The sequence below is a fragment of the Macrococcus bovicus genome, from assembly GCF_030376725.1.
Lineage (GTDB): Bacteria > Bacillota > Bacilli > Staphylococcales > Staphylococcaceae > Macrococcus > Macrococcus bovicus.
The window spans coordinates 1,897,131-1,911,586 of sequence record NZ_CP128470.1; the positions used below are offsets into that span (position 1 = coordinate 1,897,131).

19 protein-coding genes are annotated in these 14,456 nt (G+C 41.3%); 6 read left to right on the plus strand and 13 right to left on the minus strand.

Translation table 11 applies throughout. The features are described from left to right. Positions 1–233: 233 nt before the first annotated feature. Positions 234–1,604 (minus strand): hypothetical protein, encoded by a 1,371-nt coding sequence (locus QSV55_RS10335; RefSeq protein WP_289650117.1) that lies wholly within the window; start codon positions 1,602–1,604, stop codon positions 234–236. A gap of 98 nt (positions 1,605–1,702) precedes the next feature. Beyond that, positions 1,703–2,644, minus strand: a complete 942-nt coding sequence (locus QSV55_RS10340; RefSeq protein WP_289650118.1) for a YeiH family protein — start codon at positions 2,642–2,644, stop codon at positions 1,703–1,705. 66 nt (positions 2,645–2,710) lie between these two features. Between QSV55_RS10340 and QSV55_RS10345 the strand changes: the two genes are divergently transcribed. Next, positions 2,711–3,322: a thermonuclease family protein gene (locus QSV55_RS10345; protein WP_165983748.1), complete on the plus strand. Its 612-nt coding sequence runs from the start codon at positions 2,711–2,713 to the stop codon at positions 3,320–3,322. Between the two features lie 36 nt (positions 3,323–3,358). Here the strand turns inward: QSV55_RS10345 and QSV55_RS10350 are convergent, their stop codons facing one another. Continuing rightward, complete coding sequence (locus tag QSV55_RS10350; protein ID WP_289650119.1) at positions 3,359–4,414, minus strand: LysM peptidoglycan-binding domain-containing protein; 1,056 nt, start codon at positions 4,412–4,414, stop codon at positions 3,359–3,361. Positions 4,415–4,604: 190 nt separating this feature from the next. Here QSV55_RS10350 and QSV55_RS10355 point away from each other — a divergent pair, with 190 nt between their 5' ends. From QSV55_RS10355 to QSV55_RS10365, 3 genes are read left to right on the plus strand one after another with little or no spacing between them, the layout of a single operon-like run. Then, positions 4,605–4,784, plus strand: a complete 180-nt coding sequence (locus QSV55_RS10355) for a hypothetical protein (protein WP_133451998.1) — start codon at positions 4,605–4,607, stop codon at positions 4,782–4,784. Beyond that, positions 4,784–4,978, plus strand: a complete 195-nt coding sequence (locus tag QSV55_RS10360) for a hypothetical protein (protein WP_133451997.1) — start codon at positions 4,784–4,786, stop codon at positions 4,976–4,978. The genes QSV55_RS10355 and QSV55_RS10360 overlap by 1 nt, the downstream gene beginning before the upstream one ends. After that, positions 4,978–5,169 (plus strand): hypothetical protein, encoded by a 192-nt coding sequence (locus QSV55_RS10365; RefSeq protein WP_133451996.1) that lies wholly within the window; start codon positions 4,978–4,980, stop codon positions 5,167–5,169. Before QSV55_RS10360 ends, QSV55_RS10365 begins: the two co-directional genes overlap by 1 nt. Before the next feature lie 32 nt (positions 5,170–5,201). Here the strand turns inward: QSV55_RS10365 and QSV55_RS10370 are convergent, their stop codons facing one another. From QSV55_RS10370 to QSV55_RS10380, 3 genes are all read right to left on the minus strand, one after another. Next, positions 5,202–6,131: a TcaA NTF2-like domain-containing protein gene (locus QSV55_RS10370; protein WP_289650120.1), complete on the minus strand. Its 930-nt coding sequence runs from the start codon at positions 6,129–6,131 to the stop codon at positions 5,202–5,204. 14 nt (positions 6,132–6,145) lie between these two features. Beyond that, positions 6,146–7,153 (minus strand): hypothetical protein, encoded by a 1,008-nt coding sequence (locus QSV55_RS10375; RefSeq protein ID WP_289650121.1) that lies wholly within the window; start codon positions 7,151–7,153, stop codon positions 6,146–6,148. Between the two features lie 66 nt (positions 7,154–7,219). Continuing rightward, complete coding sequence (locus QSV55_RS10380; protein ID WP_289650122.1) at positions 7,220–8,224, minus strand: aldose epimerase family protein; 1,005 nt, start codon at positions 8,222–8,224, stop codon at positions 7,220–7,222. A gap of 152 nt (positions 8,225–8,376) precedes the next feature. Between QSV55_RS10380 and QSV55_RS10385 the strand changes: the two genes are divergently transcribed. Further along, positions 8,377–8,658, plus strand: a complete 282-nt coding sequence (locus QSV55_RS10385; protein ID WP_133451992.1) for a hypothetical protein — start codon at positions 8,377–8,379, stop codon at positions 8,656–8,658. 35 nt (positions 8,659–8,693) lie between these two features. Here QSV55_RS10385 and QSV55_RS10390 read toward each other — a convergent pair whose 3' ends face one another. Then, positions 8,694–8,945, minus strand: coding sequence for a hypothetical protein (locus tag QSV55_RS10390; protein ID WP_133451991.1), 252 nt, complete (start codon positions 8,943–8,945; stop codon positions 8,694–8,696). Positions 8,946–8,981: 36 nt separating this feature from the next. Beyond that, positions 8,982–9,455 carry a glutathione peroxidase gene (locus tag QSV55_RS10395; protein ID WP_289650123.1) on the minus strand — a complete coding sequence of 158 codons (474 nt, stop codon included), beginning with the start codon at positions 9,453–9,455 and terminating at the stop codon, positions 8,982–8,984. A 188-nt stretch (positions 9,456–9,643) separates the two neighbouring features. Between QSV55_RS10395 and QSV55_RS10400 the strand changes: the two genes are divergently transcribed. Beyond that, complete coding sequence (locus QSV55_RS10400) at positions 9,644–10,144, plus strand: helix-turn-helix domain-containing protein (protein WP_165983747.1); 501 nt, start codon at positions 9,644–9,646, stop codon at positions 10,142–10,144. Positions 10,145–10,163: 19 nt separating this feature from the next. On the opposite strand, the gene QSV55_RS10405 is transcribed toward QSV55_RS10400, so the two are convergent. The 5 genes from QSV55_RS10405 to QSV55_RS10425 all read right to left on the minus strand — a co-directional run bounded on the left by QSV55_RS10405 (position 10,164) and on the right by QSV55_RS10425 (position 14,425). Beyond that, positions 10,164–11,204: a hypothetical protein gene (locus QSV55_RS10405; protein ID WP_289650124.1), complete on the minus strand. Its 1,041-nt coding sequence runs from the start codon at positions 11,202–11,204 to the stop codon at positions 10,164–10,166. 97 nt (positions 11,205–11,301) lie between these two features. Beyond that, a complete protein-coding gene (locus QSV55_RS10410) occupies positions 11,302–12,045 on the minus strand; it encodes a class I SAM-dependent methyltransferase (protein ID WP_289650125.1) in 744 nt (247 codons plus the stop codon). A gap of 16 nt (positions 12,046–12,061) precedes the next feature. Further along, the gene (locus QSV55_RS10415; protein ID WP_289650126.1) at positions 12,062–12,838 is read right to left on the minus strand and encodes an alpha/beta fold hydrolase; all 777 of its coding nucleotides are present in this window, start codon (positions 12,836–12,838) and stop codon (positions 12,062–12,064) included. 93 nt (positions 12,839–12,931) lie between these two features. After that, the gene (locus QSV55_RS10420; protein ID WP_289650127.1) at positions 12,932–13,723 is read right to left on the minus strand and encodes an alpha/beta fold hydrolase; all 792 of its coding nucleotides are present in this window, start codon (positions 13,721–13,723) and stop codon (positions 12,932–12,934) included. A gap of 9 nt (positions 13,724–13,732) precedes the next feature. Next, positions 13,733–14,425 (minus strand): DEAD/DEAH box helicase family protein, encoded by a 693-nt coding sequence (locus tag QSV55_RS10425; protein ID WP_289650128.1) that lies wholly within the window; start codon positions 14,423–14,425, stop codon positions 13,733–13,735. Positions 14,426–14,456 lie beyond the last annotated feature (31 nt).

Below are 14,456 nucleotides of genomic sequence, written 5' to 3' on the forward strand. Positions count from 1 at the left end.
ATTTTAATATATATAAAAATATATTAATATAATAAATTTCATTTGTTAAATATTTGTAAATATTTTATTCATTAATAAAATTTAACACTCATATTAAACATTAAATTCTATAAAATGTTAACATGTTAACTGAAACATATGAATATAAAAGGTCTGAACTTGCTATTAACTCCCATTAAATTTGAATAAAAAAAATCCTCATCATTTCTGATAAGGATTTATATAGCTACTATTTACTTATTTCGCAATTGATAGACCTTGATATACTGATGCATCTCCTTCGGAAAATGCTGCTCTATCTGCTCAATCGTCAAAGCAGTCAGTCCTACAAGTTTGAAACGATCAGTGACATGATAAGTGGCGTCTTCTCTGCCGATTGTCATTGTGCCGAGACCCAGCTCAATCGTCCGTCCCGCTACTGCATGCAGCAACGGCTTTAAATAACGTGGCTCAAGCTGTTCGATATCTTCAATGATCAGCGACGACTGATTCTGTAGTGCACGTGTGATGATACCTTCTTTTATCACGGTATCTTCACCCTCTTTAACGTACTGTCCGTATAACATTCCTTGTGTCCAGCTGTCGTCCGCAACAGCGTGGGGCGTTGACACATCTAATTCAGCGACTTCAAGCACTTTAGGTGTATAGTGATCCGTGATAAAAATATGCATCATTTTAGGAGTTATCTTTGGTTCCTTCTGCTTTTCTCCAGCTGCATAAGTGACGATGCTGCCCGCTTTCTTCGGTGCTGCTTTTGCCAGTTGTTCTGCATACGAAGTGATCGCCGGCGCTTCTTCCTGCTCAGAAGGATTGAGCATTGCCTCATACTGAATCTTCGTCAGCTCTGTCACCGATTCGTTCCAGTCCTCTCCCACGAAATATTGTGCGCGTAGCATCGGTTCGCGGTCAAGATCATAAATGGTCCGGTGCTTGATATCTCCCGTATATTTAATCGTGATAGCTGTTGTATCAGTCCGCCCCATCATGACCGGTTTTTTATGCATGGCTTCTTCAACAACTGCTGTGCCATAAATTCCGCGCTCCGGTGCCGTTCGATAGATGATGATTTTATCGCCGCGCTGCATTTCCTTGTAGTGTTTGAAACCGTTGCGTTCAATTCCATTGACCGTCTTAGTGAAAATCGTATATTTCTCGTCAGGCTGGAAATCATCCATCTCTCTCATCAGGAAGTAGCGGTCAATCTTCTCTTCGCCGCGTCCTAATCCCATGATCAGGTCATAATCTTCTTTGTTAATCTGATTGAGAAGTTGCTCTTTCATTCTAAAGAGTGAGAGCTTCAGCTGCTCATTACGCTCAAAATAATCTTTTGCGAGCGGCAGCAGATTCTCCTCGAATTTAAAATGAATTTTAATCTGTCCTCTTCGCGGCTCCTCGAATTTCACTACTGTACCCGCACCCAACAGACCGATTTTATTCTGCACTTGATAAAAGATGACTTTATCCCCCACTTGCGCCCGCTTGAATGCAGCGTAGCCTTCTGATGGATTGAAGTGAACAGATGAGTCAAATATTGAAACTTGTCCTACTAGATTTTCAAAATGGTTAAAGCGGTTATACCCGCAGTTCAACCAGAAATAATTCATTCTACGTACCCCCTTAGTTATTCTGCCTTATTTTTCTGAAAGAACATCGCGATAAATGCGAGTAATGTGGTCAATATCAGTTTTTTCATTAATTTCACCTACTTAGAAAGTATCATAAGACTGACAACTGTGACAATAAACCAAAGTACTGCACCTAATAATACAGGTTGATAACCCAGCTTTCTAAACTGTTTCAGATCTACTGATAGTCCGATTGCGCTCATTGCGATTGCAATCAGAAACAAGGACAACTGCTTAATGGCTGCAGATAAAGCAACCGGTATCGGCACTACTGTCGCAATCATACTTGCGATAATGAAATAAAGGATGAACCATGGAAAGATGCGTCTTACAGAGACACTCTTACGGTTTATGAAGACGATGCCGAGACAAAGCGGCACTATCATTAATGCCCTCAGCAACTTGACGATTGTCGCAGTCGAACCCGCTTCCGGACCATATGTATAGGCTGCAGCCACTACACTGCTTGTATCATTGATAGCCGAACCTGCAAAGTAGCCAAACGTTTCCTGTGACATATTCAGCATATGACCTATGGCAGGAAAAAGAAAGACTGCCAGAATATTAAAGAGAAAAATAGTTGAAATAGCATAGGCGATTTCTTCGTCTTCTGCTTCAATAACCGGGCTCACCGCCGCAATTGCAGATCCACCGCATATCGCTGTACCGACCGCAATCAGCGTTCTCAGCTTGCTCTTCACCTGCAGCATTTTACCTAAAATTAAACCTGCGATAAGCGCCGCTGCTATAGTAGACAGGCTGAGCGGCAGGGAAGACCATCCATGTGATGCCACTACTTTAAAGTTAAGCGTCAGCCCCATCAATACGATAGAGGCCTGCAGCACTTTCTTCGAACAGAATTTCACGCCTGTATTTATTTTATCCATTTGTATAAAGGGTCTGACACATATTCCCATGATAATACTGAACACTGCTGCACCGATCAGCGGTATCAACTGCCCGGCCAAAGTCGCCATCACTGCAATACCGGTACAGAGCAAAATCCCACGCCATTTCATAACGTCACCTCGCTGTTATTCTAACATAATGCTATAATAGAAAAATATCTAATTAAGGAGGAAGACGTGAAACATTTCATTATTATTTGTCTGCTGACTCTATTGGGCGCGCATCCTGTTCAAGCAGCTGAGCGTATTCCCGTCACACTTGACCGGGTGATAGATGGCGATACATTATCCGTTAAACAGCATGGTCATAAGAAAACAGTGCGTCTCTTACTGGTTGATACCCCTGAATCCAAGAAACCGAATACACCTGTCCAGCCTTATAGTCTGGAGGCAGCAGATTATACGAAGTCGCTCGTCTCACGCTGTGACCTGAGTATTGAGCATGATTCTAAAGGTCGTTATGACCGTTATAAACGTGAACTTGTCTACCTGTATTGCGGCGATAAGATGGTCAATGAAATGCTTGTGCGTGAAGGCTATGCGCGTGTCGGTTATATCTACCAGCAGAAAGACCATTTAACTGAACTGCAGGAAGCGGAGCGACAGGCCAAAAGCAAAAAACTCAAAATATGGTCTATGGATGGATTCGTCAATGAAGACGGTGAAGGCTTCAATGCCACAGAACAAGAACGTCAGCAGGAAACTGATGTAATAGAAGAACTGCGACAGTTTCTCTACGATCTTATCGATGAGCTGCTGAATATGCTTCTCAAAAAATTGGGTCTATAAAAAAAGCATTGTTTCTTGACGAAACAATGCTTTTTACTATTGGATGAAGACGTAGCGGCTACGTTCAGCAAGGCTTATTGTGCGGTAACCGACAATTGTCGGTGGGGTATAATAGTTCATTTCCGACACAAGGATACTACCGTCAGGATTAACACGTTCAACAAATGCCACGTGTCCTAATGGACCTTCTGATGATTGTGCAATAGAACCAACAGTGGGAGTATAATTAACCACATAACCGTCCTGACGCGCACCATTTGCCCAGTTATTCGCATTCCACCAGTATGTAGAAATTCCTTTACCAATAGCAGCACGACGATTGAAGACATGCCAAGTACATTGACCATAATCATACAGATTACGATGGTTGAAGACTGGCCCCGTAGTTGGTGCATGCTGCACTGTAGTTGATGTTGTATAAGTTGTTGTTGTCTGCGGCTTAGTTGTTGTCACAGTTGAACTTGCATTACCTGACACAACAAGCTGTTGATTCGGGAAGATGAGGTATGAGCTCAGATTGTTCCAGCGCTGAATATCTGAAATAGAGACATTGAACTTATTCGCAATCAGCCATAAGCTATCTCCTGCCTGCACCGTATACTTGCCAGGAGGTGCTGAAGAGACCACAGGTGTAGTTGCAGTAGTTGCTGGCGCCGGCGTAACTTGAGTGGTCACTGTTCCTGTCACTTTAAGTCTCTGACCAGGAAAAATTAAATAAGAGTTCAGGTTATTCAGACTCATGATCTTAGAATAAGAAGTCCCATATTTAGCTGCAATGACTGATAAACTTTCACCTGCCTGTACAGTATGAACAGTTGCTGAAGTCGTTTGAGTCGTCTGAACAGCACGCGCAGTTGTCGCAGGACGAGTATAAGAAGAGCCGCCTGGCACCTGCAGTTTCTGATTAACAAATATTAAGTTGGACGTTAAGTTATTCAGACTTTTCAGTTCTGCTACAGATGTATTATACTGAGTTGCGATTGCCCATAATGAATCATTTGCTTTCACTGTATATTCACTAGCATCTGCTGTATATGAATAAAGTGCACAAGCACCTGCAGTAGCCGTTAATGCGTAAACCTTCTTTCTCATCGATTGATTCCTCCACTTTCTTTTAATAGTTTTATTATGACATATACAAATTACTTTGGATGTTACAGTTTTCTTTCATGTTTGCTAATTTTATGGATACATTGTCAAACAAACTTAATAAAAGCAGGTTTCTTCAAAACAAAGAAGGGTAAAAGCTAATAACTTTTAATTTCAAAGAGGAGTGGGATGAATGGCTGACGAACAATATGATGTTCTGGATACAGAGAAAGAATACTTAGACCAGCAAGGTGCACAGGATGATGCGGCTTTAGTTAACGATTCATTAAATGTGGCGCCAGATGCAGGGGTTCAGGAACTGGATCAGAATCCACCGACTGATAAGAAGATGATAGAAGAAGATGACAAGTAATGGCTGACTGGCTGCACATCAGCGGTTTGAGTCTTTTTCTGCTGATGTCGCCCTTCCTAGTCATCATCGTTCTTCTGCTCAGCATCGTCGGTTTTCTTGCTCGAATGGCAAGACAGCAGAAGCTCATTATACAGCAGCAACAAGAACTGATACGTTTAACAGTGAAAGCACAAGTTCAAAGGAGGACTTTATAATGACTGAGAATAAACAATATGATAGCAGTATAGATGGTGTAGATAAAAAAGAAACACAGCAACCAGATACTAAAGCGAAAAATTACGATGCCAGTATCGACGGAGTAGATAAGAAAGACGATACTTTATCAGATATCCAGAAAGAACAGCTCAATCATCCTGCTCAAGAATCAGACGGTCGAGGAGAATAAAAAGCGTTCGCTCAAGTTTGAGCGAACGCTTTTTATTCAACTACCATCTGTCCTGATTTTTGATAGTATTTATATGAATGAACGAGGCGGTTCTGCGCATCGACTGCTTTAAAACGGTAATACGTACCACTGACATCCTGTTCCACTGCAGGATCTGCTTTTTCAAAACGAACCGCGCTCCCGGCTTCCTGTTCTGCTGCGATTCTATATTTGTCACTGATAGCCTTGAGTGCTTTATCCTGGGCATTATCCACTGAATAGATGACCTGATCATTAAAGTCATAGATCTGCATTGATTTTGTAGCGGGATTATAGACTAAATCATAAACCGTTACGACTTTCTTCCATTGTCCGCCTGTAGCATTTGAAGTCATCACGCGTGTTGTGACAACATGCTGTTTTAATCCTTCATTTTTAACTTGATCAATCGTGAAACGAGCGATTTGATAGTTGTCAAAATAACCAGCCGGCAGTTTATTTCTCAAGTAACGGGCTGCTTCAGAATCTTGTTTGATATAAGTATTCAACGCCGATAAATCGCGGCTGTTAAATGCAGAAGGCATCTGGTTCATGTAGTTTGTGACTTGTCGTTTGGCAAGCGCTGAATAATTAACGGTTCGTGCAAGTTCCTGTGTGACAGGTACGTTTTCTCCAGAGGAATCATTGTGTTTCTCTGCATTTTCCGTGCTCGGTGGGTCTGTCTGCGGCTCTTCTGTCTCTGCTTTTGCCTTCTCTGTTGCCGGAGATTCTGTTTGAGGTGCATCCGTCTTCGGCTGATCAGTCTCTGGTTGCTCTGTTGCAGGTTGCTCTGTTGTCATTTGGTCAGTTGATTCTTTTTCAGTGCCGGCTTGTTCTGTTGTCACATGGTCAGTCGTTTTTTCTGTTGCCTGCTTAGTGTCATCATTTGCTGCACAGCCTGCAAGGAGTAACGCCATTAAACTTGCACTTAAGAGTTTTTTCATATCAGCTCATCCTTTTATGTGTCTTTACGGAAGACATCCAGATTAATAACCTTTTTTTCCTTTTCCTCTTCTTCAGCTTGTTCCTGTTCTTCAATCTCCTGTCTGATTTCTGATAATTTTTTGCCGCCATAAACCCACAGTCGTGTCTCTTCTAAAGCGGTGATGAACAGCTGTTCGAACAGCTTGAATTCAGGTTCAGATAAATCCTTGGCAAACAGATTAATCAGTTCTTCCATGGTCAAGTTCGCATCGTTGCTTGCGACCATCAGAAAACGGATAGTATCAATCAGCTCTGCCGATTCTTTGCCATCCTGAGATGCATGAGTCTGAATGAATTCGAGGAAGTGATTAAGTGATTCTTCGTGCTGGTGATGATGACTGCCTGCATACAGTTTGAGTTCCTCAAAAGTCTTCGGTGTATAGTAATGTTCCGCATGATAGTCTGGTAATTTCTGTCCGACAAAGCCTTCTCTGATGACCGGCAGAATCATCATATCCTCTACCTGCTCTATACCTAACAGTTCCAGCATATGATTAAGACGCTCTTCTGTCAGCTCTTCATCGAAATATTGTCTATATAGCTGTTCCACATGCTGTCTGTGAACGTAGCCATACAAAAATAACACGCCTGTTATAAAATCCAGATCCTGCTCAAGCTGCTGACGTTTCTCATCAAGGTCATGTTTATTCAGCTGATTGATCTCATCTCTCAGATCAAACGGCAGCACCATGCCTTGTTTTGTTTCAAACATCAGAAGGGATTGCAGCGCAAAGAAGACACGCTCAGCGGGAACAGGGACAAATTCGTGCTTCTCTTCAACTGCATGCATTAACAGTGCATACTCATCTGATGGCATCAACAGCAGAATCCGGTTCAGATATTCTGAGGTGAAGACTTCTTTTCGGATAGACTCTATCAACTCAATCTGATGAAGTTCTGCTGCACTTTCCTGAAAAAGTTGTTCGTAAATATATTTCAAATCGCTATCATTTAAATTAAGCAGTGCTTCTCTATAATCCACATTCATCATCCTAAATCTCTTTTTCTTTATTATAAAGTGCGTACGCACAGAACACAAAGGTGAATATTAAGAATGTACACTGAAATGATAGGTCGTCGCCGTCTGGAAAGTTTCCGTTTCTTTCAACCTGATATCATCTAATTCAGGATGGTGAATCGCATCCGGCATCGATTGCGTTTCAAGCGCGATACCTGCGCCGCTGCCAAAATGATGTCCCGTACTATCAGTAAAATCCATTCCTTCTGCTGAATATACAACGACATAGGGTGCATCTGTCTGAACCTTAATCTGACGTCCGGACGCCTCATGAAGAAGTTTGATGCGTTTCTTGCAAGGGTCTCCAGTTAAACGGTAAGCCGTATCAAGCCCTAGCCGGACTGGCTTAAGCTGCCTATAATCCATGTCATCTTGCACGGCTATTAATTCACCTGTCGGAATCTGGTCATCGTCTGTCTGGAGGTGACTTGCGCTCTCTAGCGCAAGTAAGTGATCCGTGACATCTGCCGCCCCGCCGTTTAGATTAAAATATGTGTGATTAGTGGGGTTGAAGAGCGTTTCCTGATCGGTCACTGCAAAATAGTGAATCGTCCAGCTATTATCGCTTTTGATAGTATGCGTAATCTGGACTTTCATATTGCCCGGATAATGGTCGTCTTCTGATTTCAGTTCTGTCGTCATCTTCAGCGCAATCTCTTTCTTGTTATGATTTTCGATGATCTCCGTTTCGAATATATGATGACTTAAACCATTCGCACCGCCATGCATATGATGATTCCCCATATTTTTCTCAAGATGATACAACTGGTCAGCTAATCTGAATGAAGCATTCGCTATTCTGCCACCAACTCGGCCTATACATAATCCTGCATAAGTGCTATTGTTAATATAATCTTCCAGGACATCGAAGCCGATAATAACATTATCCAGATGCCCCTGACGGTCAGGCATTTCAATTTTCTGAAGGGCTGCACCGTAATCAATAAAAGAAAAACGCATATCATCCGTCTTGATGATGTAACGGTTGACTGTCTGGCCGTTTAAATGACCAAATACTTCTTTTTTAATTTCCATTCTTATCACCCCATCTTTTAATTAACTTTACATTACCCTCTAAGCCATCATTGCACACGTTAAATATGACTTGTCATGACCATACAAAATAATTAAATAATATATTTCATTCTAATAATTATTTTTACCTAAAAGTATAAAGGGGGCTGCCTATGGATTCAATTGAACGCAAATATGAAATTTTCGATCGTTTTGGTCAGAGATGGACATGCAGTATTTTTAAAAACAAAGACTACCGAAATGCGCCTTCATTTATGAGAATCCGCTGCCGCTCAGCTGGTTTTGATAAAATACTGGATAGTCTGAATAACGAGCATACTCTGCTCAAGGTTCTGCATTTTATTACTGTATATAATGCAGCTGAGCAAATGGATTCCATTCATATGCAGTCTGATTATGTCATGAATATTGATCGTCAGATAGATGAACATTAAAAAGAACTTTACCTGTCGCACAGGTAAAGTTCTTTTTAAATATAAGTCAGAAATGTATAGAGCACTAAAATCACCGCATCAAATAGATGACGTCCTTGGTTCTGTCTGAAACGTTGATGATCCAGGCTATCAAGCAGTCCTGTAATTAAAAGTGCAGCAAGCGTCAAGATAATAAAGAGTGAGACATCTCTTTCTATCGTAAACTGCAGAATGACTAAAATAATCACCCAGAAATTCAGCAGGCGATACAGTGTGCTCCATTTAACATCTATTTTGTTTTTTTCCATTTATTACTCCTTCATCCCTGATTGGAATGATGTACTCTAAAGATATTTCTCAATATCTTTCGCTATTTTTTCAGGTTCTTTTTGTGGACTGAATCGTTCCACTACATTCCCTTCACGGTCAATAAGGAATTTAGTGAAGTTCCATTTGACTGCACTGCCTAAAAGACCGCTTGTTTCTTTCTTAAGATGTGTGAATAACGGATCTGCATTTTCTCCGTTAACATCAACCTTCTCATGCATCGGGAAAGTGACGCCATAGTTCAGACGACATGCACTTGTAGCCTCTTCAGCCGTACCTGGTTCCTGATTTCCAAACTGATTGCAAGGAAAACCTAAGACAACAAAACCTTGGTCTTTATAGGATTGATATAATTTTTCTAAACCATCAAATTGCTTGGTAAATCCACATTTACTCGCTGTATTAACGACAAGAATGACTTGACCTTCATAGCGACTCAGTTCATACGTCTCACCACTGCTCAGTTGTACCTTGTAATCATAGATTGTCATAGTAATTGCTCCTTTAGGTTGTTAAGTCTATTATAGCAAGAACTAGAAGCACTTCCCATAATATTGCCCAAGATTGAAATCTCTCCATCGTTATGTCTAAAAACATCAAATATATATTTAAAACGTATATTTAATTCCCCTGATAAATGCTATAATTTGAATAATCAGAATGGTGAGAGGTGTCAAGATTGAGTATCGGACAGAAAATACGAGAAATACGTTTATTAAAGAAGATGACTTTAAAACAAATCGCAGAAAAAACAGAACTCTCTATTCCTTTTTTATCTCAGCTGGAGAGAGATAAGTGCAGCGCGACTATGGGATCATTGCGTAATATAGCGGATGTTTTAGGCGTCCACCCAAGTGCTTTCTTCGATTATAATGAACTGACAGAGACTGCAGTCGTCAATCAAAACAATTTTGACTATCGTGATCTCAGTAATCATGTCAACAGTATTTTCAAACCCTTAAAGATTACGATTCAGCCTAATTCTCAGATTTCAAAACATATTTCCCATAAAGGGACGGAATTTGTTTATTGCCTCGAGGGGACATTGACACTCGTTGTCGGAGATGAAAGCTATAATCTGTCCCCTCACCAATCCTATATGTATAAAGCAACTGAGCCTCATTACTGGTATAATCATACTCAGGAGATCGTCACGTTCCTTGTCGTCAATGAAACTTAAATAAGCTGCCACTGGCAGCTTATTTTTTAATTCGGCTAATATTTTTCTTTTTCTTTTTTTTGCTTTTTTTCTCTACACGTTTGTTGATCACGCGTGGCACGGGTTGTTTCATCTCTATCATCTTATAGCCACCAAGATGCCAGTTACGAACGGTCTGATAAGCATTCAGCATCAGCACGGAGGCCTGGTTCATGTCGAGTGCCCTCAACACGTTCTGGTCAATCATATCCTGCAGAATAGCCGTTAAATTCACCGGATTATCAATCATTTTCATCATCACGATAATGGTATCCTGAACATCTTTCTGCTGTTCGGCATCGATGATATAAGAATCAAGGAAGCGCAAGAGTGCCTGAATTTCAGGTGAATCTTCATAGTATTCGAACGCAAAGTAATGCTGGAACTGTTCCCAGGTATCTGGTATATAATACTGGCGTTTAGATTCTATGCCCGTACCGCTGAAATGGGCTGCTTCAATTAACGGGTTCAGCACAAAGCCATCCTTTACGGTAGCAATCCCCTGCAGTTCTTCAGCCAGTTGTTCTTCTGTCTGCTGACTCCCGGTAAAGCGTTCAGCGAGCAATCTATAATGAGCAAGCGAGAAATAACCGTACAAGTTAACGGCACTGACAAGCAGCTTGACTTCATCACTTTGCTGCTGTGACTGGCTTTTTTCAACCACATAGCGCCGTAAATATTCTTTGATATCCGCCGGAATAAATACTCGGCCTTCCTTAACAAACATGAAGTTCTGCGCAGGCATTTCTCTCTCTGCTTCTGTAGAGAATGTATCTGCAATCAGTAAATGGTTCAACACATTATAGTCTTCTACAGACATGTTCTCAAACATACGGTCAGCTGCCGTAAAATCCTTAAATACACGGGAAACAATTAAGTCAATCTGCTCATCCTTCTTTTTATTGGAATAGCCTTTAATCTGATAGTATTTGCAGATGTTTTTTAATGTCTCTATTTTTTCATGCTGAAGATAAAAAGCAAGCGGCTGCTCATAATGCTTGATTTCCTCTTCTGTCATGTGCTTCAAACTAAACTTGCTCATAATACACCTCAACAATCTTTTTCACTTATGTGTATTATAGCGGACTCCTCTTACATCTGTATAGGACATCTGAAAATAACTTCGACATCAGTCGAAGTTATTTTCTTCTGGCAGATATAATTAACATCATCGGTCTTCTCAGTTCCTCTTTCATATGAGGGCTTTCTTCAAGCATTTTTTCAGAAGGTACTGGCTCTGCAAGCCCATCGATAACAAAGTGATGGTCTATCAGGACATTCAGATAATGACTGAGTGTCCGGTGATACTTGGTCACTCTCGTTTCCAGAAATTCGACCTGTCTTTCACCTTCATACTGATAATCATCCACCGGCCAGTGAGCCGGCTTCCCTGCTGCATCATAAACCCAATCCTGTGAATGATGAGCGGTGTAGATAGGATGTTCAATACTAAAAATAAAAGTCCCGTTGAAAGTCAGAACTTCTTTTACTTGTTCTACGACCGTTTCAAAGTCAGGCAGATAATGAAAGGCTAATGAACTCATCACTACATCAAACTCATGCGATTCAAAGCCCATCTCTTCAAGGTCATCTACCGAGCCTTTTATAAAAGTAATCTGATCAGCATGGGGCTGCTGCCGCGCTCTCTGCAGCATTTTCTCTGATATATCTATACCTACCACCTTTGCTGCATGCTGCGCCACTGCATATTCACAGTGCCAGCCATAACCGCAGCCCAGATCCAGGACATTCGTATTCTTAAGCGATGGCAGCATATCACGGAATGTTGCCCATTCGCCTGCCGCGTCCAATCCTTTTAATGAACGTGGCATCTGACTGTATTGCTCAAAGAAAAATCTGTCATCATAAAAGTTATGAGCCATCAATCATCCCTCTATTCTATTGTTTCAAAAATGATTGTACTTCCTCGACAAATCGCTCAGGTTCCTCTGCGAGAGGAGCATGACCAGAATACTTGAATTTCACGAGTTGACTGTTCGGTATATAACGCGCAATCAGTTCACTCTCTTCTGACGGATTCAGCCGATCATATTCACCGGTGATCAATAGTGTTGTATTGGGCACCTTATGTAATTCTTTACGATAATCAAAACCGCTGATGCTTCTGGAAGCGACGGCTTCTTCATTTGCATCCAACGTACTATATTGATTAACCGCATTCTGCCAGGCCTTCACTTTTTCTTTATTATAAAACATGTAATCATTCAGAATTTCGAGCGCTTCTTTTTTAGATTTATTTTTGATTTCACTGCGATGTTCCATCATGAGACGTGCGAACGAACTGACGGCCGCATTCGATTTCGCGCCTACTAAAATCAGCTTATCTACTTTTCGCGGATAACGCGTCACTAAGCCGAGCGCAATATAGGCGCCCATTGAATAGCCTAAAATATGCGCCTTCTTGATATCTAAATGTGTGAAAAGCTCCAAACAATCATCGATATGATCATCCAGTGCATAATCTTGAGGCCGATCAGAATGGCCATGGCCTCTGACATCATATGTAATAACGCGATAATTTTCTCCGAGAGCTTCTTTAATTCCTTCAAACATCTTCAGGTTACCATTTAACCCATGGATCATAATAAGGGGGTCCCCGGAGCCTGTTGATTCATAATTAATCATTGTACCGTCCATCGATTTAAATTCACTCATAATCAAGCTCCTCCTTTCTAGTGTATTACCCGATTTTTAAGGTTGTAAAGAATTATAGATAAAATAAAAAGGGAAACACATGATTGTGTTTCCCTATACTTGCGTTTCTGTAGAAAGAAAGGTCTGGATATCCTCCAGAAATCTTTCTTGTTCCTCTATCATCGGCGCATGTCCGCTGTTTTCATAAAGGTAATGAAAGCTGGTCGGAATCTCCTTGCTTAAAGTATAGCCGTTATCAGGTTTGATCAGTTCATCATGTTTACCGCTTATAATCAGGGTCGGGGCAGTGATGTGATGTGCGCTGCTGAGTAAGTCAATTCCTTCTGTTGAATGATTGACCGCAGTACGCTCCCGTTTCGTTAAATTAGTACCTGTATCGCGTAAAGACTTCTTCCATTTGTTCACTTTCTTCGCATCGTGATACATATATTCCTCAAGAAACTTCTGACGCTTCTCGGGCTTCATCGTCCGGAGAATGTTTGAATACTGGGCCTGAAACTTATCCTCTGACACATTAAACGGTTCATTGCCGACTGTTACTAATATCAGGCGCTGCACAATTCCAGGATAGCTGCTTGCGATTGCTTCAGCTACCATTCCTCCTAGACCATAACCTAGGAAATGAGCCTGCTTGATCAGCAGTTCATCCATTACTGTCAGGACATCTTCCATATAATCTTCCATACGGATTTTGAAGGGTTTATCTGAGTAGCCGTGTCCCCTTAAATCAATTTTGATCAGCTGATAGTTCTCTTTTAAAGCTGTCTCAAATTCATTAAACATCGTCACATTCATAAACTGACCATGCAGTAAAATCAGCGGATACCCTCTTCCACTCACTTCATAATGAATGGCTACATCATTTTCTGTTACGATAATATTCATGTTGTTCTCCTAGTCTCTTGTTATTTTTCCGAGTTCAAGAACATCAGATTGGTCATCCAGTTTGAAGTCCTCTGTGTACTCTACGACCTTGATGGTACAATTCGGCCCAATGGTGACCTGGTCGCCTCTGACCAGATCAGCGATTATATTCTCCACATATACATGACCGCCATCTATTTCGTCTATTTTTAGAGAATGATCATGATCCTTGAAAATAAGGGCTTCTCGCTTAGCGGTGATGTTAATATCGGATGCTGTCAGATATTCGGCTGAACCATTGTGAGTGACGATAATATTTAATTGGTCCGCACGGACATCATGCAATTGAAGGACGCCTTCCAGACGTACTGATGCAGCCTCTATTGTGCCTGCTGCCTGAAGTTGACCTGTTGATTCAATGGTCTCTGCCTGGCAGTGAGCGCCCAGTTCAAGTATACCTGCATTATTGATCGTTTGTGCTACAACATCATCCGTCACTTTCAGATAAGCCTCTTTTTGGTTGGTCAGGTGAGTTGTTTCAAGAGTGGATGTGATCTCCACTTCGCCTGCATTGACTAAATATGGTGCATTCAGACGTCCTTCAATGACAACTGAGCCACTCTGCACATCCACTTCATGCGCTTCAACACTCGAGGTATACGTTATAGATTGGTCCAAGTGAATTGTTTCAAAAATACCGCCCGCCAGTCTCTCCACTGTCATTCACAGCTCCTCTATCAAATGTTTTTTATGT

What these genes read in the sequence shown, in the direction of transcription:
- QSV55_RS10335 (WP_289650117.1), bottom strand. Translation starts at nt 1,604, where the DNA reads ATGAATTATTTCTGGTTGAACTGCGGGTATAACCGCTTTAACCATTTT.
- QSV55_RS10420 (WP_289650127.1), bottom strand. Translation starts at nt 13,723, where the DNA reads ATGAATATTATCGTAACAGAAAATGATGTAGCCATTCATTATGAAGTG.
- QSV55_RS10395 (WP_289650123.1), bottom strand. Translation starts at nt 9,455, where the DNA reads ATGACAATCTATGATTACAAGGTACAACTGAGCAGTGGTGAGACGTAT.
- QSV55_RS10370 (WP_289650120.1), bottom strand. Translation starts at nt 6,131, where the DNA reads ATGAAAAAACTCTTAAGTGCAAGTTTAATGGCGTTACTCCTTGCAGGC.
- QSV55_RS10405 (WP_289650124.1), bottom strand. Translation starts at nt 11,204, where the DNA reads ATGAGCAAGTTTAGTTTGAAGCACATGACAGAAGAGGAAATCAAGCAT.
- QSV55_RS10380 (WP_289650122.1), bottom strand. Translation starts at nt 8,224, where the DNA reads ATGGAAATTAAAAAAGAAGTATTTGGTCATTTAAACGGCCAGACAGTC.
- QSV55_RS10355 (WP_133451998.1), top strand. Translation starts at nt 4,605, where the DNA reads ATGGCTGACGAACAATATGATGTTCTGGATACAGAGAAAGAATACTTA.
- QSV55_RS10340 (WP_289650118.1), bottom strand. Translation starts at nt 2,644, where the DNA reads ATGAAATGGCGTGGGATTTTGCTCTGTACCGGTATTGCAGTGATGGCG.
- QSV55_RS10390 (WP_133451991.1), bottom strand. Translation starts at nt 8,945, where the DNA reads ATGGAAAAAAACAAAATAGATGTTAAATGGAGCACACTGTATCGCCTG.
- QSV55_RS10385 (WP_133451992.1), top strand. Translation starts at nt 8,377, where the DNA reads ATGGATTCAATTGAACGCAAATATGAAATTTTCGATCGTTTTGGTCAG.
- QSV55_RS10365 (WP_133451996.1), top strand. Translation starts at nt 4,978, where the DNA reads ATGACTGAGAATAAACAATATGATAGCAGTATAGATGGTGTAGATAAA.
- QSV55_RS10410 (WP_289650125.1), bottom strand. Translation starts at nt 12,045, where the DNA reads ATGGCTCATAACTTTTATGATGACAGATTTTTCTTTGAGCAATACAGT.
- QSV55_RS10350 (WP_289650119.1), bottom strand. Translation starts at nt 4,414, where the DNA reads ATGAGAAAGAAGGTTTACGCATTAACGGCTACTGCAGGTGCTTGTGCA.
- QSV55_RS10425 (WP_289650128.1), bottom strand. Translation starts at nt 14,425, where the DNA reads ATGACAGTGGAGAGACTGGCGGGCGGTATTTTTGAAACAATTCACTTG.
- QSV55_RS10360 (WP_133451997.1), top strand. Translation starts at nt 4,784, where the DNA reads ATGGCTGACTGGCTGCACATCAGCGGTTTGAGTCTTTTTCTGCTGATG.
- QSV55_RS10415 (WP_289650126.1), bottom strand. Translation starts at nt 12,838, where the DNA reads ATGAGTGAATTTAAATCGATGGACGGTACAATGATTAATTATGAATCA.